Raw genomic sequence first — 14571 nt, 5'->3', positions numbered from 1 at the left:
TTTCCGCATTAAAGAGGCTTGAATCAGGAATCTTCATCCCCATAATAATGGCAAGTTACCTAAATATGCGAATTTTTATGTGGTTAAAGCCCACAAAACGTGAGTGGCTTTAAGGACATTAAGTTGAATTCTGGAGATATCATGAGCAACGAAGAAAACAAAGTTACAGAAGAAGAGCTTGATCAAATCATCGAAGAAGCTGAGAAAGTAGAAGCGGCAGCGCAAGAAGCTGAAGCAGAACTTGAAGACATTGGTGATGAGAAAGACGCTAAGATTGCTCAACTAGAAGCAGCACTACTGTCTAGCGAGACAAAAGTGAAAGACCAGCAAGATGCGGTTCTTCGCTCTAAAGCTGAAGTAGAAAACATGCGTCGTCGTACTGAGCAAGAAATCGATAAAGCTCGTAAGTACGCTCTGAACAAATTCGCTGAAGAACTACTTCCAGTTATCGATAACCTAGAGCGTGCTATCCAAGCTGTGGATGCAGAGCACGAAGTGGTTAAGCCAATTCTTGAAGGTGTTGAGCTAACACACAAGACATTTGTAGACGCAGTATCGAAATTCGGTTTGAAAGAGATCAACCCAGAAGGTGAAGCATTCAACCCTGAATTCCACCAAGCGATGTCTATTCAAGAAAGCCCTGACCATGAATCAAATACAGTAATGTTTGTGATGCAAAAAGGTTACGAGCTAAACGGCCGAGTTATTCGTCCTGCAATGGTTATGGTTGCTAAGTAATCAGTTAACTCATTGATATAAATATATTAAAACGCCCGCTCTTAAACAGCGGGCGTTTTTGTTTCAAACATCCCTTCAAACATATTCACCCCTCTGAATATGCGATGAATTTGAAAGTTGATCCCCTTCAAATTTTTTCTTATTGGGAAATAATTTTCCTATAGGGGATATCCTTTCTTTATCTTGCGTACTTATGGAATGCTGTGTCTATAAGTGTCTGTTATGACTTGCCTTCAAAATTAAATTCTGAATATGAATGTGAATCTGGTGGTTTACTTTTAATGTTATTTATTAACATTCTTGTAAAGAAAGTCTTTATTTTGTAACTCTGATGTGTATTATTCGCGAGGTCTGCCGTAAAAATCAGCAGATGTAACTATAAAAATATAAATAGCAAACACAACATTTCGGAGATTTATGATGGATAAATCGCTTTCTAGTAAGATTTTTATCGGCTTGTTCGCCGGCCTCGTGCTGGGTACAGCTATTCAGTACTTATTTAGCGGTATTGCGATTTTTGATACCTATATCTTAGGTACAGCAGAAGGCGCGGGCGGCATGTTCGTTTCGCTGATTAAACTTCTGGTTGTTCCTCTGGTTTATGTATCAATTGTATGTGGCATCGTGGAGCTTAAAGACATTCGTTCTTTTGGTCGCTTAGGTGGTAAAACCTTTACTCTTTACATTTTAAATACCGTCGTCGCGATCGTTGCTGCTCTTACTGTTGCTATGATTGTTCAGCCTGGTGCGGGTGCAAACCTTGCAGGTACGATCTCTGACTCTGTGGCACTTAAGTCAACAGAAACGCCAGACATCTTCTCTATGGTTGTGAACATTGTCCCAAGCAACCCAGTTCAGGCGTTTGCAAATGGTGACATGCTACAAATTATCTTTATGGCAATTCTGACAGGTCTTGCAATTCAAGCGCTTGATTCAAAAGGCGGCCCAGCGGTTCGTACTTTTAAGATGGCGAACGAAATTATGATGAAGCTGATTGGCCTAGTGATGAGCCTAGCGCCATACGGTGTGTTTGCTCTGATGATTCAACTTGGCGCAACCTTGGATGCCGGCACGCTTGCATCGGTAGCTGGTTATGTTGCTCTTGTGGTTTCAATGCTAGTGCTTTGGATCTTCGTGGTTTACCCATTAGCGGTTCAAATGTTCACGGGTATTTCTGCACGTGAGTTCTCTCGCAAGACGCGTGAGCAAGTGCTGTTCTCTCTATCTACCGCAAGTTCAAATGCGACGATTCCGGTAACGATGCGCACTCTTACTGACAAGATTGGTGTGTCTAAGTCGGTCGCCGGTTTTGGTGTACCACTAGGTGCAACTATGAACATGGCGGGTGCTTCTATCTACATCGCAATCGCAGCGGTATTCTGTGCAAACGCGTTTGGTCAGCCTATCGCAGTATCTGACCTAGTGACTCTAGGCTTCACGGTTCTGTTACTGTCTATCGGTGCAGGCGGTGTTCCTGGCGGTGGTGTAGTAATGGTTGGTGTTATCCTTCACCAATTGGGTCTACCACCAGAAGGTCTAGCAATCGTTGCAGCGGTTGACCGTATTAACGATATGTTCTGTACATCATCTAACGTAGTCGGCGATACAGCAGTAAACACGATTGTTGCTAAGTCTGAAGGCGAGATTGGTAAAGAAGAAATCGTAGATGCTGAGCCAGCACAAGCAAGTGCGTAATTCATAACTACACATTTAACTGAATTCAAAGCGAGGTCTTAGGGCCTCGCTTTTTCTTTTTAGAAACGCTTTGCTTCGGGAACGGACTTCCTCCTATGGAACGCTGCGCTCCGAGATTCGAGAATCCCGCCTCCACCTTTTGCGCAACTTTTTTCAATTTTTTTTACTCTCTCCCTTGAAAAGCTATTTGCAGCCCTTATCTATTGGGCATAAGAGAAGCAAACAACATTATTTTTGTTTGTGAGCAAGGGTTGAAACCCGATTCTACGTCCCCACATAGGGGATATAGCAAAACGAAAATAGAATTTATTCGGAGATAGCCTGATGGGTAAAATCATTGGTATTGACTTAGGTACTACTAACTCTTGTGTTGCTGTTCTAGACGGTGACAAGCCACGCGTAATTGAAAACGCAGAAGGCGAGCGTACAACCGCATCTGTTGTTGCATACACAGACGGTGAAACGCTAGTAGGCCAACCTGCTAAACGTCAAGCAGTAACAAACCCAACTAACACGCTATTTGCAATTAAGCGTCTAATTGGTCGTCGTTTTGAAGACGAAGAAGTTCAACGTGACATCGAAATCATGCCTTACAAAATCGTTAAGGCTGACAACGGTGATGCTTGGGTAGAAGCGCAAGGCCAAAAAATGGCTGCTCCTCAAGTTTCAGCTGAAATTCTGAAGAAAATGAAGAAAACTGCTGAAGACTTCCTAGGTGAGGAAGTAACTGGCGCAGTTATCACAGTTCCTGCTTACTTTAACGATGCTCAACGTCAAGCTACAAAAGACGCTGGCCGTATCGCAGGTCTAGAAGTTAAACGTATCATCAACGAACCAACTGCGGCTGCTCTAGCATACGGTCTAGACAAGTCAGGCGGCGACCGCACTATCGCGGTATACGACCTTGGTGGTGGTACATTCGATATCTCTATCATCGAAATCGATGAAGTTGAAGGCGAGAAAACGTTCGAAGTTCTAGCAACTAACGGTGATACTCACCTTGGTGGTGAAGACTTCGATACACGTCTAATCAACTACCTAGTAGACGAGTTCAACAAAGAGCAAGGTATCAACCTTAAGAACGATCCACTAGCGATGCAACGTGTTAAAGAAGCAGCAGAAAAAGCGAAAATCGAGCTTTCTTCTACTTCTCAAACTGACGTAAACCTACCTTACGTGACTGCAGACGCGACTGGTCCTAAGCACATGAACGTGAAAGTGACTCGTGCGAAACTAGAATCTCTAGTTGAAGACCTAGTACAACGCTCTCTTGAGCCACTAAAAGTTGCTCTAGCTGACGCTGACCTATCTGTAAACGACATCACTGACGTAATCCTAGTTGGTGGTCAGACTCGTATGCCTATGGTTCAAGCGAAAGTTGCTGAGTTCTTCGGTAAAGAAGCTCGCCGCGACGTAAACCCTGATGAAGCAGTAGCAATGGGTGCTGCAGTTCAAGGTGGTGTACTTGCTGGTGACGTTAAAGACGTACTTCTACTAGACGTTACTCCACTGTCTCTAGGTATCGAGACAATGGGCGGCGTAATGACTAAGCTAGTTGAGAAAAACACAACTATCCCAACTAAAGCGAACCAAGTTTTCTCTACAGCAGAAGACAACCAGAGCGCGGTAACTATCCACGTTCTTCAAGGTGAGCGTAAGCAAGCGTCTTTCAACAAATCTCTAGGTCAATTCAACCTAGAAGGTATCCAAGCTGCACCACGTGGTATGCCACAAATCGAAGTTACTTTCGACCTAGATGCGGATGGTATCCTACACGTTTCAGCGAAAGACAAGCAGACTGGTAAAGAGCAGAAGATCACTATCCAAGCTTCTGGCGGTCTAAGCGACGAAGACATCGAGAAAATGGTTCAAGAAGCAGAAGCTAACAAAGAAGCGGACAAGAAGTTCGAAGAGCTAGCGACTGCACGTAACCAAGCTGACCAAATGATTCACGGTACTCGTAAGCAAGTAGAAGAAGCTGGTGAAGCGCTACCTGCAGAAGAGAAAGAGAAGATTGAAGCAGCTATCTCTGAGCTAGAAACTGCACGTAAAGGCGATGACAAAGAAGCGATCGACGCTAAAGTTCAAGCGCTAATGACGGCAGCTCAAAAGCTAATGGAAATCGCTCAACAACAAGCTCAAGCGCAACAAGCACAAGGTGCTGACGCTGACGCTCAACAGTCTAAAGAAGACGACGTAGTTGATGCTGAGTTCGAAGAAGTTAAAGACGACAAGAAATAATATTATTTCTAACTAGGCGGCCTATGGTCGCCTAGAGTCGATAAGACTTTTGTGCGCGGGCGTTTGGGGTAACTCTTACGCCCGTCTGTTTGTCAAAGCTGTCTTTCTAGTTAAGTATTTTGCAATGAGTGCACTTACCTAGAACGATACAAACACCAAGCGGTAAATCATGCCGTTTGCAGTAATTAATTGGTGACGAAGAACATGTCAAAACGTGATTTTTACGAAGTATTAGGCGTAGGCCGTGATGCCTCTGAGCGCGATATCAAAAAGGCGTACAAGCGTCTAGCGATGAAATTCCACCCAGACCGTAACCAGGGTGATGAGTCTGCTGCGGACAAGTTTAAAGAAGTAAAAGAAGCGTACGAAATTCTCACTGACCCTCAAAAGAAAGCGGCGTACGATCAGTACGGCCATGCAGCTTTTGAACAAGGCGGTGGCGGCTTCGGCGGCGGCGGTTTTGGTGGCGGTGGCGCTGACTTCGGCGACATCTTTGGCGATGTGTTCGGTGATATCTTTGGTGGCGGCCGTCGTGGCGGTGGTCAGCAACGCGCGCAACGTGGCGCAGACCTGCGTTACAACATGGAACTGTCGCTAGAAGAGGCGGTTCGTGGCGTATCAAAAGAGATCGAAGTACCTACGCTTGTTCACTGTGATACTTGTGATGGTAGCGGCGCGAAGAAAGGCTCGTCAGCTGAAACGTGTGGTACCTGTCATGGTCACGGTCAAGTTCAGATGCGTCAAGGCTTCTTTGCAGTACAACAGACCTGTCCTACCTGTCACGGTAAAGGCAAGATCATCAAAGACCCATGTAATGAATGTCATGGTCAAGGCCGTAAGCAGAAAACTAAGACACTTAACGTTAAGATCCCAGCTGGTGTTGATACTGGCGATCGTATTCGTCTATCTGGCGAAGGTGAAGCGGGAGAGATGGGTGCACCAGCAGGTGACCTATACGTGCAAGTTCACGTGAGAGAGCATCATATCTTTGAACGTGAAGGCAACAACCTATACTGTGAAGTGCCAGTAAGCTTTGCTATGGCAGCTCTAGGTGGTGAAGTTGAAGTTCCGACGCTCGATGGCCGTGTGAACCTTAAAGTACCTACAGAAACGCAAACAGGTCGTATGTTCCGTATGCGTGGTAAAGGTGTGAAAGGCGTTCGTGGCGGCGGTGTGGGTGACCTAATCGTTAAGCTAGTCGTTGAGACACCAGTTAACCTAAGTTCTCGTCAAAAAGAATTGCTGAAAGAGTTTGATGAGTCTTGTGGTGGCGATGCTGCAACTAAGCACAAGCCAAAATCTGAAGGCTTCTTCAACGGTGTGAAAAAATTCTTTGATGACCTAACTAGCTAATAACAGAGTTAGATGAATCTAATAAAAAGCCTGCAGTGATGCAGGCTTTTTTGTGCCTGTTAATAGGTGATGAGTTATCCGTGAACGGAGTTTTCCCTAATCCCAACAAGCGCTTGGTGATTCAATATTTGTCGAAGTTAAGGTTATTTTTTTTTCTTGGTCGCTAGCGAAGCAGCTGTCGTTATCTTGCCCTAGAGTGCTTAATGCACTCGCTTCAATCTTATAGGCAAAGCTTGCTGAACTAACAATATCAAAAGAGAAGCGGTCTGCGTCCGAATCACAAATCGTACAACTACCCCCAGATATAATCCCGCTCCAGTCATAGCCACCGTTGTAAGTAGTCTCGAGTTCTAACTGAATACGACTGATGTCACTCAACGCAACAGTGCGATGTGCAGTGATCGCGTGGTTGGAATAAGACGGATAGGCGATAGCTGCAATGATTCCTACAATCACTACAGCAATCAGTAATTCGACCAATGTCATCCCTCTTAATCGTCTGTTGTATCCGTTGCAGCGAGAAATTCGAATCATGACGAGTAGTTTCCTTTTCACTTTTCCGCCTATTTTTCTCAGGTGATAGCATCTGCGCAAGATGAATTACGGCGCTTTTGCCGTTTGCATAGGAATTTGGGAAATGCCTCGCGGGTTTACGTTGTTGGAGCTTCTGATCACCATCGCAGTAATGAGTGTTTTACTGGCAGCGGCAGCACCATCTTTCCAAAATGTTTTTGAAACCAACAAAATGCAGCGCCTAGCCGATGAACTGCATGGTTTTGTTATTCAAGGAAAATCAGAAGCTGTTTTACGCCGAGAGAGGCTGTGGGCGCACTTTATCATGTCCGGTAGTTCATCTAATGATGGTCACTGGCGCATCGATCTTACTGATAACGGAACTGAGGGGGCTGGGACGGTTTTGTTCTCTTTTTCAGGGGCGCCTTATGAAGGGATCGTCGTTACACCTAATTACGCTTCCGACCAAATCAGTTTCGACGACGTTCATGGTCGCCCTTCTTCCGGCAATATCAAATTCTATCCGGTAGGAGAATCTACAAAAGCACTCAAACTCATCTCCCACACGCTTTCTGCTCGCGTTCGTGTATGCAGCGATAGCAACAATGCCGAGTTCTTCGGTTACTCAACGTGTTCTTAAGAGGTGAATATGTTTAACCAAAAAGGTGCCAGCCTGGTTGAGTTCATGATTGCTTCTTCTTTAGGGCTGATTTCTTTGGGTATCGTCGGCTCGCTTTATATCAGTGGTCAGAAGGTAGCGATGGAACGCTCAAAGGAGCTGATGCTATTGCAAAATACGGCCAGTGTTTTACAGATGATGAAAAGTGATATTCAGCGCGCTGGGTTTGATGGCAGCGATGAGAATTCGGTCAAGATCTCTGGTGCTAGCAACACGCTTTACACCATTAGTGGTGCTGATTCTGCGCTTGTTGCATACGTTTATAACGTGGGGGTTTCTGGTGCCACGTCTCTTTATAAAAACGTGGTGTATGAACAGCGAGATGGTACGCCAGAGTCGCTCTTTGTGTGTGAAAAGAAGCAAGCCACTATCTGGGATATCAATGATGTGGCTAACCTCTCCGGTACAGGGACGTGTAACACACTCTTCGACAAAAAAGCGATTCATGTTAATCGGTTTGACCTTGTGAGTGAGGTATTAGAAAACACGGATGCTAAGAGTGCTCTGGTGACGGTTACATTGGGGACAGAGTTAAAAGATGCGACGGGTACTCGTACCGAGCAGTCCTTTACGGTGAAACAAAGGAACTGGCAATAATGAATAAACAACAAGGTGCAGCAGCGTTACTGGTTGTCAGTGTATTACTTGTCGCAGCGTTAATGATGTCGCTTGGTAGCTACAAGTCTCTTTTTTATCAGATCAAACGTGCCAATAACCAAATTGAAGCGCGGCAAGAGCATTGGCGTGCTGAGGGGGGATTGGAGTGTTTCTATTCTTTAGTTCAAAGTACAGGTGATGTTTCTTCTGCAACGTCACTAATTTCAAACAGATGTGAAACACCGTTAGACCTGTATCAACTAACTTTAGAACCCGACAACAAGGTGCTAAGTCAGCCCGTTGCGAGTTCTAGCCGAACCATTGAAAAGCAACTAGTTCTATCTCGTGGAAGAGCTTCTGGAGCACTAAAAAGTAGCACTGATTTATATGTGAATGGCAGCTCTGCTTTTTCGACACCAGATCCTGGAGAGTTAGTCGGTAGTGGGTGGGAATGTGTGGCTATTCGCTATAAAAATGCTTTCCATTCTCGAGCTGGGGCGACTAATCAAGGGGTTATCCATGGCTCAGCGCCTTATGCAGATTTTGTTCACAACAACATAGATTGTAAAGCAGAGCATAAGAGTGTCACTGCTTCTGACTCTGGCTATGGTGAGGACTTTATTCAAGATGCAGACCTCGAGCCATTTTTCGACATTTTTAGAGAGCAGCGTAGTAATTGGGATTCTGTGAAATCTGACTGGGGTTTTACTGCGATTGATTACGATGATTCAACCAATCAAATCGTTACCGATTGTGGAAAGAAAGTTGGGGAGCAAATTTCAGCAGGTAAAACTCATATTTGGGTGACTGGGTCCTGTGAGTTTACTTCCTCGAAAAAGAATAGCTCTGGAGGTTATGAGAATGATTCTGATGGTGTACCAATCAAAGGTGGCATTGATTATCTCAACGAAGCCTTTGATGCAACAGGAGAAGCTCCAATATTACTCTTGGTTCAAGATGGTATCTTCGCTGTACATGGCTCTATGACTTTCCCCGGTATGCTTTATCAACTCACAACCAACCCACTTACAGGGTTAGATACACATTGGGATTTATTCGAGGCCAAAGATCACTTTGGAGATGCGGCTAACTTTCCCACGCTTGCTCTAGATAAAGTCGTTTACCTCCAACGCGGTTCCTTTAGTTTTTCGGGTGGACAAGTGTTAGATAGCCCAGGTTATAGTGCTTATTTTGTGAACTCTCTAAATTTTGCATACAACCGAGATAACATAGATGAGGTGGTCGATCCGATTATTAAATTCAAGTGGAAAAAGGGCTCTTGGAATGATCTCTAAACAACAAGGTTTTAGTTTAATTGAGGTGCTCATTTCATTTTTGCTACTCGGCATTGGAGCACTTGGCCTGACAAAGCTGCAAATCTACATGGAACGCAAATCAGAATATGCGATTTATAGTATTGAGGCGCTACGCTTAGCGGAAAATCAACTCGAGTGGTTTCGAACTCGTGGCGCTTCGGATGCGCTTTCTACGATTTCTAGCGCCTCTTTTGCTTCGATCATGACAGGATCTTCTACTGCGGGAGCTTACATTGTGGAATGGGAAGTTCCAGCGGCAACAGTCTCTGGTTCACTCAAAACCATTACCATTACTTCTAGCTGGCAAGACCGGATGGGGGAAACACAATCTGTTGAATTGAAAACTATGATTTCGCAGTACAGTGAGTTCGAAAACTGAGGTGTTTTCTATTCCGTTTATAATTACTTTTATCGTTAATATTGACGCTTTTTATTGCTAATTTCGGTGGTTAACAGGTGGTTTTGCAACTGTTAACGCGAATGGTGTGCTACTGTTTTTTTTATGTTTAATTGATATGGCTTTTTTGCAAAATATGTCTCCAAATATGGAAAAAAACGTAGAACCTTGTGCTTTCTTAATCACTATTTAATAGAATGCTCGGTTGAAAATAGGCCGTTATAATTATTCAAATAGGCCATGGCACCAACATCATTCATATGGAGTTACCATGAGTAACCAAGCAGTAAATAAAGCACCGTCACCGAAGCCGAGCGGTATGGATCGCTTTCTGAACTTTATCGAGCGAGCGGGTAACAAAATTCCTGATCCAGCGATTCTGTTCTTCTGGGCACTAATCATTACTTGGGCTGCGTCTGCACTTTTGTCGAATGTTTCTTTCGACCTTCTAAACCCTCGAACTGGCGAAGCTCTTACTATTACTAACCTTCTAACAGGTGAAGCACTAGCAAGTTTCCTTGCTAACATGGTGACAACGTTCACTGGCTTTGCGCCACTTGGTATCGTTCTTGTAGCGATGTTGGGTGTAGGTGTTGCAGATTCTTCTGGCTTCATCACAACTGGTCTTAAGAAGATGCTGAACTTCACGCCAGCGAAACTTCTTACTCCAATGCTAATTCTTGTGGCAATCGTATCGCACACTGCGGCGGATGCGGGCTACGTTCTCGTTATTCCTCTTGGTGGTATCATCTTCCACGCAGCTGGTCGTCACCCTCTAGCGGGTATCGCGGCAGCGTTCGCAGGTGTATCAGGTGGTTTCTCTGCAAACTTCATCCCTTCAGGTATCGACCCTCTACTAGCTGGCTTTACGCAAACCGCGGCACAGGTTCTAGACCCTGAATACGTAGTAAACCCTCTAGCGAACATCTTCTTTACTGGTCTATCTTCAGTAATCATCGTTGCTATTGGTTGGTACGTAACTGAGAAAATCATCGAACCTCGCCTAGCGAACACGCCTGTTGATGAAGATGCAGAAAAAGCACCAGATCTTGGTTCTTTCACTGAAACTGAATCAAAAGCGTTCCGTTACGCTGGTTGGGCTATGATGGCAGGTATCGCACTTCTTGTTGTGGCGCTTATCCCAGAAAACTCTGCACTGCGTTCACCTGAAGGTGAAATCACAGCGTTCTCTGCGCCAATCATGAAGTCTATCGTTCCGTTGATCTTCATCCTGTTTATCATTCCGGGTTACGTTTACGGTCGCGTTTCTGGCACGTTCAAGACAAGTAACGACATCATCAAAGCGATGGCGGATACGATGTCTACGATGGGCGCATACATTGTAATGTCGTTCTTCTGTGCGCAGTTCCTATCTGCATTTGCGCAATCAAACATCGGTACGATGCTAGCGCTATACGGTGCGGAAGGTCTTAAAGCGATGAACCTACCAGGTGAAGCAACTATCATCGGTATGATTCTTCTAACGGCTTCTGTAAACCTTCTAATCGGTTCTGCATCAGCGAAGTGGGCTCTTATCGGTCCAATCCTAGTGCCTATGCTAATGGCTGTTGGTATCTCACCTGAGCTATCTCAAGCGGCTTACCGTGTAGGTGACTCTGTATCGAACATCATTTCACCTCTGATGGTATTCTTCCCTCTAGTAGTGGTTTACTGTCAACGTTACGTGAAGTCGACAGGTATCGGTACGCTAGCGTCTCTAATGATGCCATTCTCGATTGCTATGCTAATCGGTTGGTCTATCTTCCTAGTTGCTTACTGGATGCTCGGTATTCCTCTAGGTATCCAAGCGCCATACACTTACACAATGTAAGAACGCTGAAGTTACTAAGTAAATTTAAAAAGCGCTGGTCGAGAGACTGGCGCTTTTTGTTTTCGGAAATCGAAGAACGGACTTTGTCCTACAGGATGTTGCGCTTCGAGAGTCGGGAACGCTTCGATCTAGGAATCGAGAGGTATTCGTTGGAAGATTATTAGCTCTAAAAGGAGTTGACGGAATTTGTCCCTCGAAAGATAAAATAAGAGCGTCTCTCGTCTCTCGTCTCTCGTCTCTCGTCTCTCTCTCGTCTCTCGTCTCTCGTCTCTCGTCTCTCGTCTCTCGTCTCTCGTCTCTCGTCTCTCGTCTCTCGTCTCTCGTCTCTCGTCTCTCGTCTCTCGTCTCTCGTCTCTCGTCTCTCGTCTCTCGTCTCTCGTCTCTCGTCTCTCGTCTCTCGTCTCTCGTCTCTCGTCTCTCGTCTCTCGTCTCTCGTCTCTTTCCCTTCCCCTCTTTGAAGGTTAAAATCCACTTTCAATAACGATCTATCCCCAATACCGGAGCCTCCTTTTGTCAGATTCTCAGTTTTCCCCTCAAGACGAACTATTTATGCGCCGTGCGATGGAGCTTGCAGAGCAAGCAGAAGCAGAAGGGGAAGTGCCGGTTGGTGCTGTTTTAGTGAAAGACGGAGAGATCATTGCGGAAGGTTGGAACCGCTCTATTTGTGCTCATGATGCGACTGCTCATGCCGAGATCCAGACGTTACGCAAAGCAGGAGAGGCTTTAGAAAACTATCGACTGCTTGATACGACTTTGTATGTCACGCTGGAGCCTTGCCCAATGTGTGCTGGTGCGCTGTTACACAGCCGAGTGAAACGAGTCGTTTACGGTGCGCCTGATTTAAAAGCCGGTGCGGCAGGGACGGTATTGAACTTGTTCGAAAGCCAAGCGGCATATCATTACGCGACAGTCGAAAGTGGGTTGCTAGAGGATGAATGTCGCTCGCAGTTACAAGCGTTTTTCAAACGTCGTCGCAAAGAGATTAAAGCGAAGAAGCAAGCGCAAAAAGCGAACGATGATGGACAGGAAACAAAGGGCGAATAGTTTAAGGAAAAGAACTTCTTATAGGTGGGGAACTTGGCCTTTGATCATTAGTTGCCTTTAGCAAACACCTACTTTGCAGTAGATGTTTGCTTTAAGTTCTCAGTGATTCACTAGGTGAACGAAAACACGGTTACGTGCACTGACTTTCTTTTTCATACACGTAAGCTTGCGCTTACGGCGGTTAGCAGCCACTGTCTTATTCAAACGTTTTGACTGCACTCTGCGTTTTCTCATTATCAGAACCTCTTGCAGACAACGAACACACTCTCCGACACTCGCATGGCAAAGTGTCTGATTTATTATCAATCGATGACATTCTGATGAGGCACGCTTACGGACGAAGGTGGCATCAGTTCGAGGAGAGGTGACCAAAAGAGCCTCTCTGTTATGCGAGCCCAATCTTGGTAAGGCACCAAGGAGCAGCACAAGCTAGATTAGCCCGAAAGAAAGGATTCTAGATAACTTTATCTGTTGACTCAATAAAAAAATAGCGAGCTGTGAGCTCGCTATTTTCGAAAGGTTTATTCCGCTTTTGGTTCGGGTGTTTGCTCTGCCTCTTGAGGTGAACTTTCCTCAGTGTTGGAGATCGTTCCCACTGCCCCAGAAGTCTGCTCCGCCAAGGTTTCCACTGCTCCAGAAATTAACAAATCTGGACTGAGTGGCGGGATCACTTGTAGATCTTCTGTGTCTTCATCAATCGCTGGTTTCTGACTGACGTGACCAATGATCGATTGGTAGTAACGGCGAATGTTTTCGACGTAGTTACGAGCTTCATCACCACGAGCATAACCATAACGAGTTTGGCTGTAGAAGCGTTTCTGACGCAGCAATGGTAGGCGCTCTTTCACATCTGCCCATGCATTTGGATCGCCACCTTGCGCTTTCGTTAAGCGTCTTGCATCCATCATATGGCCATAACCCACGTTATAAGAGGCCAGTGCAAACCAAATCTTCTCATGCTCATTGATTGAGTCTGGCACTCGAGCCACGATACGGCGAAGGTATTCCACACCACCACGCACAGACTGCTCTGGATCTAGGCGATCTGTTACCCCAACGCTCTTCGCTGTTGGCAGCGTTAGCATCATCATTCCGCGCACGCCTGTTGGCGATTTCGCTTTTGGTTTCCAGTGAGACTCTTGGTATGCCAAGGCTGCAATCAAGCGCCAGTCGAACTCTTCACTGTATTTTTGGAACAGTGGTGACCATTTCGGCAAGGTGTTATCCAAGGCGCGAATAAAGGCACGAGTGTCTACGTAGTCGAAAGCTTCAATGTGGCCGATGTATTTCTCTTCGAGCGTCGCGAGTTCACCAGACTGCTTAATGTTGCCAAAGAACTCGATCAACATGGCATACAAGCTTTCATCTTCAGAACGACGAGTGAACCAAGAAACGGGTTGGTCTTCGGTTAGCTCAAAGGCTAAAGCTAGATCTGGGTATAGGCGCTGAGCCAAAGACAGTTCCACAGAGTCTGTAACGGTAAAACGCAGTTCACCTGTTGACACGTGTTTCAGTAAATCTCGAGTATCCGCATCACCCACAATTTCAAATTGCAGTTCTGGGTGCTCTTTTTGTAATGCCGTTAGTGTTGGAACAAATTGAGACTGTTCTACGATTTGTAGCGTCTCTGCTCCAGCGTTCGTGCCTTCATCGCCCGCTTTCTCATCTTTCGACTCTTGGTAGTTGATGAGTTGGTTGATATCACGAGGACGAAGTTGGCCTTTTTTGTACACCACTTGCTGGCTTACATAGTAGTAAGCAGGCCCAGGACGGAAGCGTTGCACCGCTTGAGAGGTTTGATTTAGACCGGTTGCGATAATATCGATATCGCCTTTTTTAAGGGCTGGGAATAACTCTGCCTGACGAAAAGCGGGTCTGATCTCGAGCTTAACGCCGAGCTGTTCTGCAAATTTACGCGCCAGTTCATAATCCAAGCCAGCAGGCCCATCAGGACCGATGTAGTAGGAGAGTTGATTGTTAAGCGTGCCAACACGTAGGACACCGCGCTCTTGGATTTGCTCGAATTCACTTTTGGGTTCCGACTCAATCTGACAGGCAGAAAGTAAAAGCACAGAAGCGAAAAGTAGGGCGCTGCGCTTGAGTCGGTTGAACTGACTTATTTGCATTAATTCGGTACGTCTCGATAAATTTCTAGTTGCCTTTATAT

At 45.5% G+C, this 14571-nt stretch carries 12 protein-coding genes; 10 read left to right on the top strand and 2 right to left on the bottom strand.

Annotated features, from left to right (window positions below):
• The first annotated feature begins 141 nt into the window (after positions 1 to 141).
• The 4 genes from grpE to dnaJ all read left to right on the top strand — a co-directional run bounded on the left by grpE (position 142) and on the right by dnaJ (position 6027).
• The gene (gene grpE / locus A9237_RS05150; RefSeq protein WP_039841837.1) at positions 142 to 738 is read left to right on the top strand and encodes a nucleotide exchange factor GrpE; all 597 of its coding nucleotides are present in this window, start codon (positions 142 to 144) and stop codon (positions 736 to 738) included.
• Between the two features lie 420 nt (positions 739 to 1158).
• Positions 1159 to 2433 carry a dicarboxylate/amino acid:cation symporter gene (locus tag A9237_RS05145; protein WP_009705607.1) on the top strand — a complete coding sequence of 425 codons (1275 nt, stop codon included), beginning with the start codon at positions 1159 to 1161 and terminating at the stop codon, positions 2431 to 2433.
• 324 nt (positions 2434 to 2757) lie between these two features.
• Positions 2758 to 4674, top strand: coding sequence for a molecular chaperone DnaK (dnaK, locus tag A9237_RS05140; protein ID WP_005440231.1), 1917 nt, complete (start codon positions 2758 to 2760; stop codon positions 4672 to 4674).
• Between the two features lie 204 nt (positions 4675 to 4878).
• Positions 4879 to 6027 (top strand): molecular chaperone DnaJ, encoded by a 1149-nt coding sequence (dnaJ, locus tag A9237_RS05135; RefSeq protein ID WP_005440230.1) that lies wholly within the window; start codon positions 4879 to 4881, stop codon positions 6025 to 6027.
• Positions 6028 to 6123: 96 nt separating this feature from the next.
• Here the strand turns inward: dnaJ and A9237_RS05130 are convergent, their stop codons facing one another.
• The gene (locus A9237_RS05130) at positions 6124 to 6561 is read right to left on the bottom strand and encodes a type IV pilin protein (RefSeq protein ID WP_078607793.1); all 438 of its coding nucleotides are present in this window, start codon (positions 6559 to 6561) and stop codon (positions 6124 to 6126) included.
• Positions 6562 to 6664: 103 nt separating this feature from the next.
• On the opposite strand from A9237_RS05130, the gene A9237_RS05125 reads away from it, so the two are divergent.
• The 6 genes from A9237_RS05125 to tadA all read left to right on the top strand — a co-directional run bounded on the left by A9237_RS05125 (position 6665) and on the right by tadA (position 12404).
• Positions 6665 to 7180 carry a GspH/FimT family pseudopilin gene (locus tag A9237_RS05125; protein ID WP_078607792.1) on the top strand — a complete coding sequence of 172 codons (516 nt, stop codon included), beginning with the start codon at positions 6665 to 6667 and terminating at the stop codon, positions 7178 to 7180.
• Between the two features lie 9 nt (positions 7181 to 7189).
• Positions 7190 to 7816, top strand: a complete 627-nt coding sequence (locus A9237_RS05120) for a PilW family protein (protein WP_078607791.1) — start codon at positions 7190 to 7192, stop codon at positions 7814 to 7816.
• Entirely contained in the window at positions 7816 to 9111 is a 1296-nt protein-coding gene (locus A9237_RS05115) for a hypothetical protein (protein ID WP_078607790.1), read from the top strand. The genes A9237_RS05120 and A9237_RS05115 overlap by 1 nt, the downstream gene beginning before the upstream one ends.
• Positions 9101 to 9511, top strand: a complete 411-nt coding sequence (locus A9237_RS05110) for a type IV pilus modification PilV family protein (protein ID WP_078607789.1) — start codon at positions 9101 to 9103, stop codon at positions 9509 to 9511. The genes A9237_RS05115 and A9237_RS05110 overlap by 11 nt, the downstream gene beginning before the upstream one ends.
• A 289-nt stretch (positions 9512 to 9800) precedes the next feature.
• On the top strand, positions 9801 to 11360 hold the full coding sequence (locus tag A9237_RS05105) for an AbgT family transporter (protein ID WP_005440222.1): 1560 nt from the start codon (positions 9801 to 9803) through the stop codon (positions 11358 to 11360).
• A 510-nt stretch (positions 11361 to 11870) separates the two neighbouring features.
• Positions 11871 to 12404 (top strand): tRNA adenosine(34) deaminase TadA, encoded by a 534-nt coding sequence (tadA, locus tag A9237_RS05095; RefSeq protein WP_078607787.1) that lies wholly within the window; start codon positions 11871 to 11873, stop codon positions 12402 to 12404.
• Between the two features lie 521 nt (positions 12405 to 12925).
• On the opposite strand, the gene mltF is transcribed toward tadA, so the two are convergent.
• Positions 12926 to 14530 (bottom strand): membrane-bound lytic murein transglycosylase MltF, encoded by a 1605-nt coding sequence (gene mltF / locus A9237_RS05090; protein ID WP_078607786.1) that lies wholly within the window; start codon positions 14528 to 14530, stop codon positions 12926 to 12928.
• Positions 14531 to 14571: the final 41 nt, after the last annotated feature.

This window comes from Vibrio owensii (assembly GCF_002021755.1).
Taxonomy (GTDB): Bacteria; Pseudomonadota; Gammaproteobacteria; order Enterobacterales; family Vibrionaceae; genus Vibrio; species Vibrio owensii.
This window is presented reverse-complemented; position numbering and strand designations above follow the sequence as displayed.

Excerpts from the sequence above, each read along its gene's own strand:
- dnaJ (WP_005440230.1), top strand. The coding sequence starts at position 4,879 with ATGTCAAAACGTGATTTTTACGAAGTATTAGGCGTAGGCCGTGATGCC.
- A9237_RS05115 (WP_078607790.1), top strand. The coding sequence starts at position 7,816 with ATGAATAAACAACAAGGTGCAGCAGCGTTACTGGTTGTCAGTGTATTA.
- mltF (WP_078607786.1), bottom strand. The coding sequence starts at position 14,530 with ATGCAAATAAGTCAGTTCAACCGACTCAAGCGCAGCGCCCTACTTTTC.
- A9237_RS05120 (WP_078607791.1), top strand. The coding sequence starts at position 7,190 with ATGTTTAACCAAAAAGGTGCCAGCCTGGTTGAGTTCATGATTGCTTCT.
- A9237_RS05110 (WP_078607789.1), top strand. The coding sequence starts at position 9,101 with ATGATCTCTAAACAACAAGGTTTTAGTTTAATTGAGGTGCTCATTTCA.
- A9237_RS05125 (WP_078607792.1), top strand. The coding sequence starts at position 6,665 with ATGCCTCGCGGGTTTACGTTGTTGGAGCTTCTGATCACCATCGCAGTA.
- A9237_RS05130 (WP_078607793.1), bottom strand. The coding sequence starts at position 6,561 with ATGATTCGAATTTCTCGCTGCAACGGATACAACAGACGATTAAGAGGG.
- A9237_RS05145 (WP_009705607.1), top strand. The coding sequence starts at position 1,159 with ATGGATAAATCGCTTTCTAGTAAGATTTTTATCGGCTTGTTCGCCGGC.
- A9237_RS05105 (WP_005440222.1), top strand. The coding sequence starts at position 9,801 with ATGAGTAACCAAGCAGTAAATAAAGCACCGTCACCGAAGCCGAGCGGT.
- dnaK (WP_005440231.1), top strand. The coding sequence starts at position 2,758 with ATGGGTAAAATCATTGGTATTGACTTAGGTACTACTAACTCTTGTGTT.
- grpE (WP_039841837.1), top strand. The coding sequence starts at position 142 with ATGAGCAACGAAGAAAACAAAGTTACAGAAGAAGAGCTTGATCAAATC.